Origin of the sequence: Agromyces chromiiresistens, assembly GCF_029167465.1 — a bacterium.
GTDB lineage: Bacteria > Actinomycetota > Actinomycetes > Actinomycetales > Microbacteriaceae > Agromyces > Agromyces chromiiresistens.
The window spans coordinates 817898-834472 of record NZ_JARFNL010000004.1 but is presented as its reverse complement, the minus strand read 5'-3'; the positions used below and the strand labels follow the sequence as shown (position 1 = coordinate 834472).

The window sequence follows — 16575 nt, the reverse complement described above, 5'->3', positions numbered from 1 at the left end:
GCGCGAGCCTAGTGCCGCCGGGGTCAGACCCGGGCGACCGGTGCGAGTTCGTCGATCGCGGTCAGGAGCGCCCGTCGGTCGTAACCGGCGGTCGGCAGCGTCGACCCGTGCGCGTGTCGCACGAGCCCCGCGGCGTCGACGAGCACGGTGCCCGACTGCTGCATCGACCCGAAGACGCGCTTCGTGAGGCCGACCGCCTGGTGAGCCGTGCCGTCGGCGCCCGTGACGACGGGGAACGGCACGCGGCGGCGATCCTTCCAGGCCGCCGCCTCGTCGCGATCCTCGGGCACGGCGATCAGCACCGAGATGCCGCGCGCCGAGAGCTCGCCGGCCCGGCCGACCAGGTCGCGCACGTGCGCGTTGCAGACCGGGCACGTCGTCGTTCGCATGAAGAACGCGACCATCCCGCGCTCGCCCAGGTGATCGAGCAGTCGAACGGACTCGCCGGTGCTGCTCTGCAGTTCGAGGTTCGGCATCCGAGTACCTGCCGTGATCATGTCGTCTCCTCCGCTATTTATTCAGGTTACCTGATCAACAGGCTACTTGAAGATTTACGTCTCGGCTACCGTTGAGCCATGGCCAACTCGCCGGCGTTGCCCCTCGGGATGCTCGCCGCCCGCCTGGCGAAGGAGTTCGAGGGCGAGGTCTTCGAGCAGCTCACGCGGGCCGGCTACCCCGATCTGCGCGTGCGCCACTCGGTGCTGCTCGGCGCGCTCGACAGCACCGGCCTGCGCCTGACCCAGCTCGCCGCCCAGGCGGGCATGACCCCGCAGGCGATGGGCGAACTGGTCGACGACCTCGAGCAGGGCGGTTACCTCTCGCGGCGCGCCGACCCTGCCGACCGGCGGGCGCGACTCATCGTCGCGACCCCGAAGGGCGAACGCGCGCTGGCCGACTGCCTGCGCATCGTCGCGTCGATCGAAGCGTCCTACGCGCGCAGGCTGGGCGCGGAACGCTTCGAGGCCGTGCAGGGGGCGCTCGCCGAGCTCCTCGAGCCCTGATCGGTCAGTCGCCGGCCTTCCCGTCGCCGAGCCGGGCGGTGAGCCGGTCGACCTTCGCGTTGAGCTCCTCCACGGCGGCGAACAGCTCGGCCCGCGTCGGGCCGTCGTGCTCGACGACGTGGACGAGCAACTGCCCGTTGGGCTCGAGCCGCGCTCGCTTCACGTCCTTCAGGCGTGGCACGCCGGCATCCTGCAGCGCGATCTTCAGGTCGGAATGCGTGAAGCGCTGCCGGCGGAGGGCCGCTTCGTCGGGCTTGCCGTCGCGCACCACGACCACGGCATCGCCGGCGACGAGCTTCTGCGCGCGCGGACTGCGGAACATGACGTAGGCGAGCGCGGCGTTCAGTGCGAAGAGCGCGACGGCCCCGATGATGGCGCCGCTCACGGTGTTGTCGTCGCCGATCAGCCCGTTCTGCACGGTGTTCGAGACGAGCAGCAGCAGGATGAAGTCGAACGTCGTCAACTGCGCCATGAGCCGCTTGCCGCTGAGCCTGAGGGCGACGATCAGGAACGCGTACAGCAGGGCCGTGCGGATGAGCTTCTCCCAGACCGACACGTCCAGTTCGAACATCGAGCTCCACATGCGACCATCATCGCCCCGACCGGGCGCTGCGGCTCGCAGCCCCCGCCCGGCAGCGTGGACCGGCGGCCTCGCGGGCCACGAGGCGTCCGTCGCCCCGTTCGGCCTACTCGACGGCCGCCGCCGCGTACTCGTTGGCGACGGTCGCGACCTTGTCGACGTAGTCGTTGTCGTGGTTGTACGAGTACACCGCGGCGCGCCAGCCCTCGGGGTCGGTCATCGCCCCCGAGGCGCAGAGGTACCGCGCGGTCGTCAACGCGGCGTCGTCGATCTGGTGCGGGTCGGCGACGTCGTCGCCGTTGCCGTCGCTCGCCCATTTCGACCAGGTCGTGGGGATGAACTGCATCGGGCCGACCGCGCGGTCCCAGGTGGTGTCGCCGTCGAGCCGGCCGCCGTCGGTGTCGGCGATGGCGGCCACGCCCTTGCCGTCGAGCGCAGGACCGATGATCGGCGGGTCGGCGTACCCGCTCGCGTCGAGCGAGCTCGCGCCGTGTCTGCCGTGATCCGATTCGATGTCGCCGATCGCGGCGAGCGTCGCCCAGTCGACTCCGCAGTCGGGCGCCTCCTCGGCGAGCACGATGTGCGCGGCCGCGTAGGCCGCGAGCGCCCGCTCGGGGATGCCGGCGTTGGCAGCGATGCGGGAGATCCACTCGGTGTCGACCGTCGGAAGCGGCACGACCTCGGATTCCGAGAGCACGGTGGGCCCCTCGGGGGTCTCGCCGTCGGTCGCCTCGGGCGTCCCGGGCTCGGAGTCGGGCTCGGAGGCGACCGGGGGCAGCGCCACCCTCGCGCCGTACGCGGCCGGTGCGGCGAACCCGCCCGGATTGGCCGCCGTGCCCATCACGTTGACCGCGAACACGACGCCGACCACCAGCGCGACGGCACCGACGACGCCCCCGACGGCGAACCCGGCGATGACGGCGACGCGACGGACGAGCCGCCATCCGGTCGCCCGCTCGCGCGGCGGCCGGTACTCGCTGCGGTCGTCGACGTCGGACTCGTCGCTCCAGGACATCAGGTGGTTCGCTCCGTTCGGGCGCTGGTTCAGAGGTGCCCGCCGGATCGGTCGTCGTTGCCTCGAGGCTCGGCGATCACGACCCGTCCTCCCACGGTACGCGCCTCAGCCGGCTCCCGCACGAATTCATCCACAGGAGGCACCGCCGCGAGCGGTGCCGGCGGTGCCGAGCCGCGTCGACGCGCGGGTGACCGATCAGTAGCCGACCGTGAACCGCTCGCGCCGGTGGTCGCCGTTCTCGACCTCGTCGACGACGGCGATCGCGAAGTCGGCGCCCGAGATGAACGACGAGCCGTCCTCGGCGACGACGACGACCTCGCCGCCCGTGCGGTAGGCACCCGTGCGCTCGCCGGGCTGCCACGAGCCGAAGACCTTCGGAGGGTGCACGAGGAACCAGTCGAGCCCGGACTCGCTCGCCTCGAGCAGGTCGAGCGACTCGATGCCGACGGTGGCCTCGTGCAGGTACTGCTCGGGCACGCCGAGGTCGTAGAGGCGCGGTCCGCCCGGGGCGGAGAGGCTGCCCATCGCTCCCCCGACGACGCCGAGGCGGGTGGGCGTGCCGGTGAGCCGGTCGGCGAGGGCGCGCAGCGCACCGGGCACCTCGTCGGTCATGTCGCCGCGCGGGGCGACCGCCGAGATCACGGCATCGGCACCGTCGAACTGCGCCGCGAGTCCGTCGAGGTCGAGGATCGACTCGCGCACGTACTCGACGCCGGCGACCTTCTCGCTCGGCTCGTTGCGCGACACCGACACGACCTCGTGTCCTCGTGACGCGGCTTCGGTCGCGATGTGTCCGCCGGCGTAGCCGGTGCCTCCGATGACGACGATGCGTGCCATGCTGCTCTCCTCCTGCCGCCCCGATGGCGGCACACGATGAAATGCAACGCTCTGGTGCACCGGGCATTCCGGACTAGGCTCGGCCTCGGCACGTGGAAGGGCTGAGATGGCCGGGTCGAACGCATTCTCCGAAGATCAGCTGGCGATCGTCGACGCCGTGCGCGAGTTCACGGCGACCGAGCTCGCGCCCTTCGCGAACGAGCGCGACCGCACGAAGCACTTCCCGCTCGACACGCTCGAGCGGGCGGGCCTGCTGGGCCTGGGCGGCATCTACGTCGGCGAGGATGTCGGGGGCTCGGCGCTCGATCGATTGACCGCGACGCTCGTCTTCGAAGAGCTCGCCAAGGGCGACACGACGATCGCCGCGTACCTGTCGATCCACAACATGGTGGCGTGGATGATCGATCGGTACGGCGACGACGCGCAGCGGGAGCGCTGGCTGCCCGGGCTGACGTCACTCGTCGACCGCGCCAGCTACTGCCTCACCGAGCCGTCGGCGGGCTCCGACGCCGCGGCGATCACCACGACGGCACGGCGCGAGGGTGACGAGTACGTGCTGAACGGGGTGAAGCAGTTCATCTCGGGCGCCGGCGTCTCGGCCGTCTACCTCGTCTTCGCCCGCACCGGCGAGCCGGGTGCACGCGGAATCAGCGCGATCGTCGTTCCGGCCGAGGCTTCCGGCCTGTCCTTCGGTCCCGACGAGCAGAAGATGGGCTGGCGCGCCCAGCCCACCCGGCAGGTCGTGCTCGACGGCGTCCGGGTGCCGGTCGGCCACCGCCTGGGCGATGAGGGCGACGGGTTCCCGATCGCCCTGTCGGGACTCGACGGCGGACGGGTGAACATCGCGGCGTGCTCGCTCGGCGGCGCGCAGTGGGCGCTCGATCGTGCCCTGCGGCACGTGCGGGAGCGCGAGACGTTCGGGCGCCCCCTCGCCGAGCACCAGACGGTGCGCTTCACGCTCGCCGACATGGCGACCGAACTCCACGCCGCGCGACTGCTCGTGCACGACGCCGCCGCCGCGATCGACGACGGCGTGCCCGACGCGACGGCGAGGTGCGCGATGGCGAAGCGCTTCGCGACCGATGCCGCATTCACCGTGGCGAACGCCGCGCTGCAACTCCACGGCGGGTACGGCTACCTCTCGGAGTTCGGCATCGAGCGCGTCGTGCGGGACCTGCGCGTGCACCAGATCCTCGAGGGCACGAACGAGGTCATGCGCATGATCGTCGCCCGACGCCTGCTCGGCGGCCGATGACTCGGAGCGGTCGCCGGCGCGGCCGCCGTGACGGTCAGTCGGCGAGCAGTCCCGCGTGCAGCAGCTCGAGGTAGTTCTCGCTGACGCTCGCCGCGGTGTGGCTGCCACCCGGCCGGTACCAGAACACCGTCGACCAGACCGCGTCGCGGATGAACCGGAACGCGAGCCGCGGATCGACCGAGTCGCGGAAGGCGCCGTCGGCCTGGCCGGCCGTGATCTGCTCGAGCCAGAGCTCCTCGATGCGCGCGGCCCCGTCGGCGAGGAACTCGAAGCCGGGCTGGGTCATCATGAACCCGGTCTCGTTCTGGTAGATGCGCACCTCGTCGGGGCGCTGTTCGATCGTGAGGAATGCGTGCTCGATGAGCTGGTCGAGGTGCTCGCGGTAGCTGCCCTCGCTCGCGACGATGCGCTCGAAGTGCGCGAGCGTGTCGTCCATGAACGCGCGCAGGATCTCCTGCAGCACCGCCTCCTTCGAGGAGAAGTGGTGGTACAGGCTGCCCGAGAGGATGCCCGCCTCGTCGGCGATGTCGCGCACCGTCGTCGACGAGTATCCGCGCGAGGCGATCAGCCTCGTCGCGATCGCGATGATCTCGTCGCGCCGCCCCGAACCGTCGCCCACGTCAGCGCCCGCTGACCTTGCCGAACAGGCGGGCGATGGGAGCGAGCACGAGCGGCCGCGCTGCGATCCAGGCGACCGCGATCACGACGAGCGAGGCGACGAAGATCCAGAAGCCGACCCAGTTCACGGCGTCCTGGCTGGCGTACATGTGGTTGAGGTTGCGCAAGATCCCAGTCGCGAACACGAGCCCGACGTGCACGATGATGAAGGCGACGAAGTACAGCATCACCGGGAAGTGCACGGCACGAGCCCACTCGACCGGGTAGATGCGGTTCAGCGTCTTCGCGTTCTTCGGCCAGATCCCCGACATGCGCACGCCCGTGATCACCGCGAGCGGGGCTGCGACGAAGACGGTCATGAAGTAGGCGATCTGCTGCAGGCTGTTGTAGTTCACCCAGCCGTTCTCGGTCGGCCAGTCGAGCGAGAGGTACTGCAGCAGCGCCGAGATCGCGTTCGGGAAGACCTCCCAGCTCGTCGGCACGATGCGCATCCACTGGCCGGTCGCGAAGAGCAGCACGACGAACACGACGCCGTTGACGAGCCACAGGATGTCGAGCGACTGGTGGAACCACAGCGCGAGGCTGATCTTGCGCTTCGCGTTCCAGCGCGGCGACCAGAACGCGGTCGGGCGCTTCTGCGTCCGCACCTGCAGGCCCGACCGGATGATGAGCACGATCAGGAACACGTTGAAGAAGTGCTGCCAGCCGAGCCACGCCGGAATGCCGACGGGCGCCGACTCGGGCAGGTGGTACTCGCCCGGGTAGCTCGCGATGAAGTCCTGCATCGGCGCGGTGGCGAGCAGCCAGTTGACGACGACGACGACCCCGGTGCCCGCGAGCAGCAGCCCGAACCCGCCGATGACGAGCACGGCGGCCCACTCGGCGCGCGAGTACGGTCCGTACAGCTTCGGCCATGGTTCGGCGACGGGCGGGGTGGATGCCGCGACGGAAGTCGCTCGTCGAGGCTGCGGCATCGGGGCGCGCCGGGGCGCGGCACCGGGCGCGGCGACGGGAGTGGGCGCGGGCGCGACGGTGGGCGTGGGCGCGACGACGGCAGCGGCCTCGACCGTCGGGGCGACCTCGGCGACCGGCGTCTCGACGACGCGCTCGGGCCGGGCGGGCGCAGTGCCGGCCGGGGGCCAGGGGTCGCCGTCGGGCGTGCGCGGCAGCCCGCGTCGCAGGGCGACCGCCCCGGCGACGGTGCTCGCGCCGGCGGGGGTCGCTGCCGGAGCCACCTTCGCGGCGGGCGGGGCCGTGGCGGCGGGGGCCGCCGTAGCGGGGGGCGCGGGCGCGACATCCGTCGGCGGCGTCGAGTCGAGCGCCGCGGCCGGAGCGAACGACGCGGGGGGCCATGGCTCGCCGCCGGGAACGCGCGGGAGACCGCGCCGCACGGGCCGCGGCGACGGCGCAGCGGGGACGACGACCGCCGTCGCGGGGGCTGCCGCGGTCGCCGCGACCGCGGTCGCCGGGGCGGCAGCCGCCGCGACCGCCGGAGACGCCTCAGCGGTATCGGTCGCCGCCACGACACCCGCGGGCATCGTCGCCGCCTCCGCGACCTCGGACACCGGAGGCCAGGGGTCGCCGCCCGCGAAGCGGGGCAGGCCCTGCCGTGTCGTTCGCCCGTACGTCGCCATCGGGCGCTACGCCTTCCGCGCCTCGAGCGCGGCGATCAGCTGCGGCACGACCGTGAACAGGTCGCCGACGATGCCGAAGTCGGCGATCTCGAAGATGGGGGCGTCGCCGTCCTTGTTGATCGCGACGATCGTCTTCGCCGTCTGCATGCCGGCCCGGTGCTGGATCGCGCCCGAGATGCCGAGTGCGATGTAGAGCTGCGGCGACACCGAGACACCGGTCTGGCCGACCTGGTACGACTGCGGCACGTAACCGGCGTCGACCGCCGCGCGCGAGGCGCCGACCGCGGCGCCGAGCACGTCGGCGAGCTGCTCGACGAGCGCGAACTGCGCCTCCGAGCCGAGACCGCGGCCGCCCGACACGACCTTCGCCGCGCCGCGCAGTTCGGGACGCGACGACGTGACGACCGCCTCGTCGACGCGCCCGATGGCGGCGGCCCGACGACCGGATGCCTCGACCGCGAGCTGCTCGGTCGAGACCGGCTGCGCCTCGGCGCGGGCATCGACCGCGCCCTCGCGTACGGTGATCACCGGGGCGCCCCACGTGACCGCGGAGTCGACGTTGTAGGCGCCGCCGTAGACCGAGTGATGGGCGACGACCCCCTCGGCGTCGCGCGAGACCGCGACGGCGTCGACCGCGAGACCCGAGCGCGAGCGGGCCGCGTAGCGGCCGGCGACCTCGCGCCCCTCGATCGAGTTCGGGACGAGGATCGCGTCGGGTCGCACGAGCTCGGCGGCCGCGGCGAGCGCGTCGGCCCCGGGCACCGTCACCTGCGCACCGGCCTCGGCGCCCTCGGCGACGAGCACATGGGTCGCCCCGAGTGCCGCGGCATCGGCCGCGGCCTGCTCACCGGCGCCGGCCGCGCCGACGATGAGAGCGACCGGAGTGCCGACCCCGGCGGCGGCGCCGAGCAGTCCTGCGGCGCTCTTGGTGAGCTCGCCAGAGGGGGTGAGGTCGAGGAGGACGAGGATCGAGTCGGCCTGGAAGTCAGTCATGTCGATCCCCTTACGCGAGCCGGTTCTGGACGAGGTACTCGGCGAGCCGCTCGCCGGCGTCGCCCTCGTCGACGATCTTGGTGCCCGCCGTGCGGGGCGGCTTCTCGGCGAGCGAGATCATGATCGAGCGCGACGCCTCGGTCGTCTCGGCATCGACGCCGAGGTCGGCGAGCGAGAGCGTCTCGAACGGCTTCTTCTTCGCGGCCATGATGCCCTTGAAGTTCGGGAACCGGGCGTCCGGCAGCCGTTCGGTGATCGAGATGACCGCGGGCAGCGCCGCCGTGACCTGCATCGTGCCGTGGTCGCTCGCGCGCTCGCCGCGCACCTCGCCGTCGGCGATCTCGACCGAGTTCAGGCTCGTCGCGTTCGGCACGTCGAGGAGCTCGGCGATCATCGCCGGCACCACGCCGCCGGAGCCGTCGGTCGACTCGTTGCCGGCGATCACGAGGTCGTACCCGATGCGCTGCACCGCGGCGGCGAGCACCTCGGCGGTGAGCCCGAGGTCGGCCCCGGCGAGCGCGTCGTCGACGACCTGCACGGCCGACGACGCCCCCATCGCGAGGCCCTTGCGCACGGTCGCCGCAGCGGACCCGGGCGACATCGAGAGCACGACCACCTCGGTGCCGGCGTTCGCGTCGGCGTACGAGAGCGCGACCTCCAGGGCGCGCTCGCCGATCTCGTCGAGCACCGTGTCACTCGCGGCGCGATCGGCGAGGCCGGTCTGCAGGTTCAGCTTGCGGTCCCCGTAGGTGTCGGGGACCTCCTTGACCAGGACGACGATCTTCATTCCGCTCCCTCTGTGCACGAGTCGCTCCATCCTAACCAAGCACTTGCTTGCCTCGACAGGGCACTCTTTTGTGGGATGCCGCCAACCCGGTGCGGCGCTCGACCGAGCACCTTCGTCGAACGTGCACAGTTCCCGGCTGCCGCGCGGGATGCCGGGGTTACGCTGCGGGCATGAGCGGATTCCGACCCCCTGTTGCAGATATCGCCTTCGCCCTCGAGCACGTCGTCGACTACGACGCCGTCGCGCAGCTGCCCGGTTTCGAGCACGCCGACCTCGAGACCGTCTCCGAGATCCTCGACGAGGTCGGCAGCTTCATGGCCGAGGTCGTGGCGCCCACCAACCGCGCCGGCGACCTCGAGGGTTCGACGCTGAACCCCGACGGCAGCGTGACGACGGCGACCGGCTTCAAGGAGGCGTACGCCGCCTACGTCGACGCGGGCTGGGGCTCGGTTCCGCTGCCCGAGGAGTACGGCGGCGGCAACTTCCCGCGCACGGTCGGCCTCGCCGTGCAGGAGCTCATGATGACGGCGAACATGGCGTTCTCGCTGGCTCCGCTGCTCACTCAGGGCGCGATCGAGGCACTGCTGCACTACGGCAGCGACGAGCAGAAGCAGCAGTGGCTGCCCAAGATGGTCTCCGGCGAGTGGGCCGGCACCATGAACCTCACCGAGCCGCACGCCGGCTCCGACGTCGGCGCGCTGACCACGAAGGCGGTCAAGCGCGAGGACGGCACCTACGGCATCACCGGCCAGAAGATCTTCATCACCTTCGGCGACCACGACCTCAGCGAGCAGATCGTGCACCTCGTGCTCGCACGCACGCCCGACGCCCCGGCCGGCACGAAGGGCATCTCGATCTTCATCGTGCCGAAGTTCCTCGTGAACGAGGACGGCTCGCTCGGCGAGCGCAACGGCGTGCACACCGTCGGCGTCGAGCACAAGATGGGCATCCACGGTTCGCCCACCTGCGTGCTGTCGTACGAGGACGCGACCGGCTACCTCGTCGGCGACGAGAACATCGGCATGCGCATCATGTTCGTCATGATGAACAGCGCTCGCCTCTCGGTCGGCACGCAAGGCCTCGCCGTCGCCGAGCGCGCCTACCAGCAGTCGCTCGACTACGCGCGCGAGCGCATCCAGGGCCGCGCGATCGGCGCGACGCAGGACAGCCCGATCATCGACTTCCCCGACGTGCGCCGCATGCTCATGACGCAGAAGGCATATATCGCCGCGATGCGTCGCATGATGCTCCTGAACGCGACCTACGTCGACGTGTCGACCCACCACCCCGACCCCGCGACCCGGGCTCGCGCGAACGAGATCGTCGGCCTGCTCACCCCGATCTGCAAGTCGTTCGGCACCGACCTCGGCAACTAGCTCACCTCGCTCGCACTGCAGATCCACGGCGGCATGGGCTTCATCGAGGAGACCGGGGCCGCCCAGCACTACCGCGACGTGCGCATCGCGGCGATCTACGAGGGCACGAACGGCATCCAGGCCGCCGACCTCGTCGGTCGCAAGCTCCCGGTCCGCGACGGCGCGTCCGCGCTCGAGTTCATCGCCACCATGCGCGAGCTCGACACCGAGCTGGCCGCGGCGGGCGAGGAGTTCGCCTCGATCCGCTCGCACCTGAGCGCACAGCTCGACACCCTCGAGCAGACGACGGCGTGGATGCTGCGCACCGGTGCCACCGACCCGAACGCGGTGCTCTCGGGGTCGTCCCCGTACCAGCGCATCTGGGGCCTCGTCGTCGGCGGGTGGCTCATGGCGAAGTCGGCGCTCGGTGCACGCGGCGTCGACGCCGACGGCGTCGCCGAGACGCAGCTGCCGCTCGCCCGCTTCTACGCCGAGCAGCTGCTGCCGCAGGCCGCCGGCCTGGCCAGCTCCGCGACGGCCGGCTCGCGCGACCTGTTCGCACTCGACGCCGCCGCCCTCGGCGACCCCGCAGCTCGCGGGGCCCGCGTCTGAGCCGACCCGAGGCCTGACGATGCGCTCGCCCTCCGGGGCGGGCGCATCGTCGTCTCGCCCGAGTCCGTCAGGCGTTCGCCGGAGCTAGGCGCATGGTCTCGCCGGCCCGGTCTGCGAACGCCGTCGCCGTGGTCGCGATCGTGCGCTGCATCACCTCGACGGCGGCGGCGGGCGCGACATCGGCGGGCCGGGCCAGGCTGATCGTTCGGGTGAGCGTCGGTGCCTCGAGCCGCACCGATCGCAGGCCCGGGCGGTCGATGAGCACCATCGCCGGCACGATCGCGACGCCGAGGCCGCGCTCGACGAAGCGCAACACGGCATCCATCTCGGCACCTTCGAGCACGATCTCGGGCGTGAGGCCGGCCGCCGCGAACGCCGCGTCGGTCGTGCCGCGCAGGTCGTAGGTCGCGCTGAACACGATCTGCGGCAGCGCCGCGACCTCGGCGAGCGAGACGGCCTCGCCCGTCGCGACCGGAGGCATCCCCGCCGATGAGATCACGACGAGCTCCTCGACGAGCAGCGGGGCCAGCGTGAACCGCTCGGCCGAACGGCCGTCGGAGGTCGTGATGAGCGCCAGGTCGAGCTCGCCGCTCGCGAGTTCGTCGAGCAGGCGCCGCGACCCCTGCTCCGAGAGGTGCAGTTCGATGCCGGGATGCTCCGCGTGGAACGCGCTGAGCACCTCGGCGACGAGGCTGATGCAGAGGGTCGGGGTCGCGCCGAGCCGCACCCGGCCGCGTTCGAGGCCGGCGAGCTCGGCGAGGTCGCGGCGCACCGACTCGGCGTCGGCGAGCATGCGGCGCGCGAGCGGCAGCAGCGACTCGCCGGCGGGGGTGAGCGTCGAGCCGCCTCGGGCCCGGCGGAACAGCTCGGCGCCGAGGTCGTGCTCGAGCGCGGTGATCTGGCGGCTGAGCGTGGATTGCGCGAGGTAGAGCTCTTCGGCGGCGCGGGTGAAGTTGCCGAAGCGGGCGACCGTGACGAAGCTCTGCAGCTGTTCGAGGTTCACATGCATACTCTATGCGCATCGTGGCGACACGATATATGCATTGGAGTAATCATCCAGACGCGCCTACCGTGGCTGCCATGACCACCCCCACGTTCAACGCTCCGACCACCGCCGAACGACAGATCTCCACGACCGTGCTCGTGATCGGCACCGGCGGCTCGGGGCTGCGCGCCGCCATCGAGCTCGCCGAGGCGGGTGTCGACGTGCTCGCGCTCGGCAAGCGCCCGAAGTCCGATGCCCACACCTCGCTCGCGGCCGGCGGCATCAACGCCGCCCTGGCGACCATGGACGCCGACGACAGCTGGCAGCAGCACGCCGCCGACACGCTCAAGGAGAGCTACCTGCTCGCCGACCCGCGCACCGTCGAGACCGTGACGAAGGGCGCGGCACGAGGCATCCAGGATCTCGAACGCTACGGAATGCCGTTCGCCCGCGAGGCCGACGGCCGCATCTCGCAGCGCTTCTTCGGCGCGCACACGTACCGCCGCACGGCGTTCGCGGGCGACTACACGGGGCTCGAGATCCAGCGCACGCTCGTGAACCGCGCGGCGCAGCTCGAGGTGCCGATCCTCGACACCGTGTACGTCACCCGCATCCTCGTGAACGACGACGGCGCGGTGTTCGGCGCGTACGGCTTCGACCTCGAGAACGGGACCCGCTACCTCATCCACGCCGACGCCGTCATCCTCGCGGCGGGCGGGCACAACCGCATCTGGCGGCGCACCTCGTCGCGGCGCGACGAGAACACGGGCGACTCGTGGCGGCTCGCCGTCGAGGCGGGCGGACGCGTGCGCGACCCGGAGCTCGTGCAGTTCCACCCGTCCGGCATCATCGAGCCCGAGAGCGCGGCAGGCACCCTCATCAGCGAGGCGGCGCGCGGCGAGGGCGGCATCCTCACCAACGGCCTCGGTGAGCGCTTCATGCACGAGTACGACCCCGAGCGCCTCGAGCTGTCGACCCGCGACCGCGTCGCGCTGGCCTGCTACACCGAGATCAAGGAGGGCCGCGGCACCCCCAACGGCGGTGTCTGGCTGGATGTCTCGCACCTGCCCCGCGAGACGATCATGCAGCGGCTGCCGCGGGTGTACCAGACCATGCTCGAGCTGCAGATGCTCGACATCACGAAGCAGCCCATCGAGATCGCGCCGACCGCGCACTACTCGATGGGCGGGGTCTGGGTTCGGCCCGACGACCACGGCACCGACGTGCCCGGGCTCTACGCCATCGGCGAGGCATCCAGCGGCCTGCACGGAGCCAACCGGCTGGGCGGCAACTCGCTCATCGAGCTGCTCGTCTTCGGACGCATCGTGGGGCAGGCCGCCGCCGCGTACTCGCGGTCGCTTCCGGCGCAGCAGCGCTCGGCCGCCGCGGTCGAGACCGCCCGCGACGAGATCTCCGCACTGCTGGGGTCGGACGGCGCCGAGAACGTGCGCGCCCTGCAGCGCGCCATCCGCGACACGATGACCGAGCATGCCGGCGTCGTGCGCGACGAGGAGGGCCTGCGCGCCGGCCTCGCCGAGCTCGACGGGATCGAGGCGCGCATGGCCGACATCGGCGTGCACCCCGACATCGCGGGCTACCAGGACCTCGCGCACGCGTTCGACCTCAAGTCCGCCGCGCTCGCGGCCCGCGCGACGCTCGAAGCCGCGCTCGAGCGTCGCGAGACCCGCGGCTGCCACAACCGCAGCGACTACCCCGCCACGGATGCCTCGCTGCAGGTGAACCTCGTGTGGTCGCCCCAGACCGGGGTGACGCGCGAGGCGATCCCGCCGATCCCGGAGGAGATCGCGGGGCTCATGCGCGAGGTGTCGACGGTCGGCAAGCTCGTCGAGTAGGCGCGTCTCGACCGGCACGACGAAGGGCCGGATGCCCGAGGCATCCGGCCCTTCGCTCGATCAGTACGACGAGACGGCTCAGTACTTCGAGATGGTGATGTAGCCGGGCGAACCCGAGGCCGGCTTCTCGACGTAGCAGCCGGCGTCGTACGCCGCCTGCCACGCCGTGCGCTTCGCCGCGCTCGAGCTCGCGTACGCGAAGTTGACCTGGCCAGCGTACGAGCAGAGCGTGTTCCACGTGTTGCGTCCGACGATGCCGTCGGAGGTGATGTAGACCCAGCTCTGGAACTTGCGCACCTGCGACTCGGTCGCGGGACCGAACGAGTTGTCGACGGCGAGCGCGCTGCCGAGGCCGTAGGCCGACTGGACCCCGTTCAGCATGCGCTGGATCTGCCCGACGCACGTCGAGTACCCGCCGCGCGAGTAGACGTAGGCGGTGCAGCCCTTGCCCGAGGTTCCGCTGTACGCGTTCGCCGCGGTTGCCGGTGCGATCGCGCAGAGCCCTGCGACCGCGAGCGCGACCGCTCCCCCGGCGATCCCTCTCCTGAGCTTCTTGATCATCTGCGTGCGTCCCCAATCGTTGTCGGCGGGTGGCTCGACGCCCCCCGGTCTGGTCGGCGCATCCGCGCACGGACCGATCAGACCACGGCCGGGGATGCCTGCAGAATGGGCAGCACTCCCCATCGCCGGGTTCGGCCGGTCGAGACGTCGGCCCATACGATGATCGGATGGGCCTCTTCGATCACATCGGCATCTCCGTCGACGACCTGACCCGTTCGACCGCGCAGTTCGACCCGGTGATGCAGGCGCTCGGCTGCACGCGGCAGGACGCCGACAACGGGGTGTCGTGGTACCTGGGCGAGGAGGAGCTGATCCTCTTCCCCGCCCTCGAGCCGGGCACCGGACCGCACCGCCACGGCCGGGTCGGCTGGCAGCACCTCGCCTTCCCCGTCGAATCGCGCACCGAGGTCGATCGGCTGCACGAGATCGCCGTCGGCGCGGGGTGGACGGCGGTGCGCGACCCGAAGCCGTACCCGCGCTTCAACGAGCGCTACTACGCCTCGTTCGTCGAGGACGACAACGGCATCCGCCTCGAGTTCATGCACAACCCGCCGCGCGAGCCGGTCACGGACTAGCTGCCGCCGCGCCATCGCTCCGGGCGTGGCGAGAGCGGCTGGCAGCGCTTCGCGCCGATGAACGCGGCGAGATCATCAACTGACGGCGTCGGGCGCGCATCATGGCCGAACGTGCATGCCGCACCCGCGTGCGCTGACGACCTCGGCGCTGCTCAAGCGCTCAGCGCCGCCGCGACCGCAGCACGCAGCGCGGGAACCGTCTCGGCCTCGAACCACGGGTTGCGCTGCTGCCAGGCGATGTTGCGCGGCGACGGGTGGACGACGGGGAGGACCTCGGGCCCGTAGTCGCGCCAGTGGCGAACGGTCTCGGTGAGCGTCATCCGCCGGTCGGGCAGGTAGGCCCGCTGGGCGTACGCGCCGACGAGGACGGTCAGCCGCACGCTCGCGAGCTGCTCGAGAAGCGGCGGATGCCACGTCGCCGCGAATCCTCGGCGGGGCGGAAGGTCGCCCGAGGCGGCCTTGCCCGGGAAGTAGAAGTCCATCGGCACGATCGCGAACGCCGCCGGGTCGTGGAACGTCTCTCGGTCGACGCCGAGCCAACGAACGAGGGTGTCGCCGCTGGCGTCGTTCCACGGGATCCCCGACTCTTGCGCCCGGCGGCCGGGAGCCTGGCCGATGAGCAGGATGCGCGAATCGGGCGCAGCGGCGAAGACGGGCTGCCAGCCGCGGGCGGTGAACGGCGCGTTCTGCTCGTCGGCGATGATCGCGTCGCGGATCCGCTGGATCTCGTCGGTCATGGTCGCACCAGACTATGACGTGACCTGAAAATAATCATTGACTTATATAAGTGATGATGCAATCATTGCCCCATGCACGCGCTCGATGTCCTCGGAGATCCGGTCAGGCGCCGCATCCTCGAGCTGATCGCCGACGGTGAGGCGTCGGCCGGCGACGTCGGCCGTGTCATCCAGGCCGAGTTCGGCATCTCGCAGCCGGCGGTCTCCCAGCACCTGCGCGTGCTTCGCGAGTCGGGGTTCGTGACCGTGCGCCCCGAGGGGGCGCGGCGGTTGTACGCGGTCGACCCCGCGCCGCTCGCTCAGGCCGACGCCTGGTTCGACGCGTTCCGCCGGTTCTGGGAGCCCAAGCTCGACGCCCTCGGCACCGAGCTCGCGCGCGGTCGGCTCGCGCAGCGGAAGGCGGCAGAGAAGCAGCGCCCTGCTGGGGCATCCCCGCCCGCCCGGCCTGACGACGACACCCGCACCGATCCGCACGACGACTGAACGAAGGAGTACCGACATGGTTGACGTGAACGCCCAGCTCGACGCCGTCACGCGCAGCATCGAGACGAAGGAGGTCGACGGCGAGCGCACGTACGTGCAATTGCTCACCCAGACCTACCCCTCCCCCATCGACGACGTGTGGGACGCGGTGACGAGCGCCGAGCGCATTCCGCGTTGGTTCCTGCCGATCTCGGGCGACCTGCGACTCGGCGGCACGTACCAGTTCGAGGGCAACGCGGGCGGCGAGATCAGGAGCTGCGAGCCGCCGCGCGACGGCACGGCCGGCTACTCGGTCACGTGGGGCATGGGCGTCGGCGAGCCGGCCATCGTGAGCGTTCGCCTCATCGAGGTGGATGCCTCGCACACCCGTTTCGAGCTCGAGAACGTCGCCACGGCGACGAGCCTGCCCGACGGCATGTGGGAGCAGTTCGGGCCGTCGGCGACCGGCATCGGCTGGGACCAGGGGCTCCTCGGCCTCGCGCTGCACTTCTCGGGCGGCGACGACGGCATCTCGCCCGAAGAGGCCCCGGCCTGGGTCGCGTCGGATGAGGGGAAGGCGTTCATGCGCCGCTCAGCCGACGCATGGGCCGCGGCTCACGAGCGCGACGGGGTCAGCGCAGAGGTCGCGAAGGGTGCGTCCGATCGCACGTATGCGGCGTACACCGGTGATGCCGCGGGGGCCGAGATGGGGTGA

The 16575-nt window shown here is 71.4% G+C and carries 18 protein-coding genes and 1 pseudogene; 8 read left to right on the top strand and 11 right to left on the bottom strand.

All coding sequences use genetic code 11. The features are described from left to right. Nucleotides 1-23: 23 nt before the first annotated feature. Nucleotides 24-497, bottom strand: coding sequence for a peroxiredoxin family protein (locus PX701_RS11215; RefSeq protein ID WP_275506312.1), 474 nt, complete (start codon nt 495-497; stop codon nt 24-26). Nucleotides 498-575: 78 nt separating this feature from the next. Between PX701_RS11215 and PX701_RS11210 the strand changes: the two genes are divergently transcribed. Beyond that, a complete protein-coding gene (locus tag PX701_RS11210; protein ID WP_275506311.1) occupies nt 576-1001 on the top strand; it encodes a MarR family winged helix-turn-helix transcriptional regulator in 426 nt (141 codons plus the stop codon). 4 nt (nt 1002-1005) lie between these two features. Here the strand turns inward: PX701_RS11210 and PX701_RS11205 are convergent, their stop codons facing one another. The 3 genes from PX701_RS11205 to PX701_RS11195 all read right to left on the bottom strand — a co-directional run bounded on the left by PX701_RS11205 (nt 1006) and on the right by PX701_RS11195 (nt 3433). Next, on the bottom strand, nt 1006-1584 hold the full coding sequence (locus tag PX701_RS11205) for a DUF421 domain-containing protein (RefSeq protein WP_275506310.1): 579 nt from the start codon (nt 1582-1584) through the stop codon (nt 1006-1008). A gap of 103 nt (nt 1585-1687) precedes the next feature. Continuing rightward, on the bottom strand, nt 1688-2596 hold the full coding sequence (locus tag PX701_RS11200; RefSeq protein ID WP_231432009.1) for a lytic transglycosylase domain-containing protein: 909 nt from the start codon (nt 2594-2596) through the stop codon (nt 1688-1690). 195 nt (nt 2597-2791) lie between these two features. Next, nucleotides 2792-3433, bottom strand: coding sequence for an NAD(P)-dependent oxidoreductase (locus PX701_RS11195; RefSeq protein WP_275506309.1), 642 nt, complete (start codon nt 3431-3433; stop codon nt 2792-2794). Nucleotides 3434-3539: 106 nt separating this feature from the next. Between PX701_RS11195 and PX701_RS11190 the strand changes: the two genes are divergently transcribed. Beyond that, nucleotides 3540-4688, top strand: a complete 1149-nt coding sequence (locus tag PX701_RS11190; RefSeq protein WP_231432011.1) for an acyl-CoA dehydrogenase family protein — start codon at nt 3540-3542, stop codon at nt 4686-4688. Between the two features lie 34 nt (nt 4689-4722). Here PX701_RS11190 and PX701_RS11185 read toward each other — a convergent pair whose 3' ends face one another. Genes PX701_RS11185 through PX701_RS11170 form a run of 4 tightly spaced genes read right to left on the bottom strand, consistent with a single transcriptional unit; the run spans nt 4723 to nt 8720 of the window. Further along, entirely contained in the window at nt 4723-5307 is a 585-nt protein-coding gene (locus tag PX701_RS11185) for a TetR/AcrR family transcriptional regulator (protein WP_275506308.1), read from the bottom strand. Nucleotide 5308: 1 nt separating this feature from the next. Then, nucleotides 5309-6940, bottom strand: coding sequence for a cytochrome b/b6 domain-containing protein (locus PX701_RS11180; protein ID WP_275506307.1), 1632 nt, complete (start codon nt 6938-6940; stop codon nt 5309-5311). Nucleotides 6941-6946: 6 nt separating this feature from the next. Next, nucleotides 6947-7933 (bottom strand): electron transfer flavoprotein subunit alpha/FixB family protein, encoded by a 987-nt coding sequence (locus PX701_RS11175; protein ID WP_231432014.1) that lies wholly within the window; start codon nt 7931-7933, stop codon nt 6947-6949. 10 nt (nt 7934-7943) lie between these two features. After that, nucleotides 7944-8720 carry an electron transfer flavoprotein subunit beta/FixA family protein gene (locus PX701_RS11170; RefSeq protein ID WP_275506306.1) on the bottom strand — a complete coding sequence of 259 codons (777 nt, stop codon included), beginning with the start codon at nt 8718-8720 and terminating at the stop codon, nt 7944-7946. 170 nt (nt 8721-8890) lie between these two features. Between PX701_RS11170 and PX701_RS11165 the strand changes: the two are divergent. Beyond that, a pseudogene (locus PX701_RS11165) lies at nt 8891-10216 on the top strand (acyl-CoA dehydrogenase family protein); the annotation flags it as partial. A 69-nt stretch (nt 10217-10285) separates the two neighbouring features. After that, nucleotides 10286-10687 carry an acyl-CoA dehydrogenase C-terminal domain-containing protein gene (locus tag PX701_RS11160; RefSeq protein ID WP_275506789.1) on the top strand — a complete coding sequence of 134 codons (402 nt, stop codon included), beginning with the start codon at nt 10286-10288 and terminating at the stop codon, nt 10685-10687. 67 nt (nt 10688-10754) lie between these two features. Here PX701_RS11160 and PX701_RS11155 read toward each other — a convergent pair whose 3' ends face one another. Then, nucleotides 10755-11696: a LysR family transcriptional regulator gene (locus tag PX701_RS11155; protein ID WP_275506305.1), complete on the bottom strand. Its 942-nt coding sequence runs from the start codon at nt 11694-11696 to the stop codon at nt 10755-10757. 71 nt (nt 11697-11767) lie between these two features. Between PX701_RS11155 and PX701_RS11150 the strand changes: the two genes are divergently transcribed. Then, nucleotides 11768-13525, top strand: coding sequence for an L-aspartate oxidase (locus tag PX701_RS11150; RefSeq protein ID WP_275506304.1), 1758 nt, complete (start codon nt 11768-11770; stop codon nt 13523-13525). 78 nt (nt 13526-13603) lie between these two features. On the opposite strand, the gene PX701_RS11145 is transcribed toward PX701_RS11150, so the two are convergent. Beyond that, a complete protein-coding gene (locus PX701_RS11145) occupies nt 13604-14086 on the bottom strand; it encodes a peptidoglycan-binding domain-containing protein (protein WP_275506303.1) in 483 nt (160 codons plus the stop codon). A 167-nt stretch (nt 14087-14253) separates the two neighbouring features. Here PX701_RS11145 and PX701_RS11140 point away from each other — a divergent pair, with 167 nt between their 5' ends. Continuing rightward, entirely contained in the window at nt 14254-14661 is a 408-nt protein-coding gene (locus PX701_RS11140) for a VOC family protein (RefSeq protein WP_275506302.1), read from the top strand. 152 nt (nt 14662-14813) lie between these two features. On the opposite strand, the gene PX701_RS11135 is transcribed toward PX701_RS11140, so the two are convergent. Next, nucleotides 14814-15398: a uracil-DNA glycosylase family protein gene (locus PX701_RS11135; protein WP_231432021.1), complete on the bottom strand. Its 585-nt coding sequence runs from the start codon at nt 15396-15398 to the stop codon at nt 14814-14816. Between the two features lie 72 nt (nt 15399-15470). On the opposite strand from PX701_RS11135, the gene PX701_RS11130 reads away from it, so the two are divergent. Next, nucleotides 15471-15881 (top strand): ArsR/SmtB family transcription factor, encoded by a 411-nt coding sequence (locus PX701_RS11130; protein WP_275506301.1) that lies wholly within the window; start codon nt 15471-15473, stop codon nt 15879-15881. A 16-nt stretch (nt 15882-15897) separates the two neighbouring features. Further along, a complete protein-coding gene (locus PX701_RS11125; RefSeq protein ID WP_275506300.1) occupies nt 15898-16575 on the top strand; it encodes an SRPBCC domain-containing protein in 678 nt (225 codons plus the stop codon).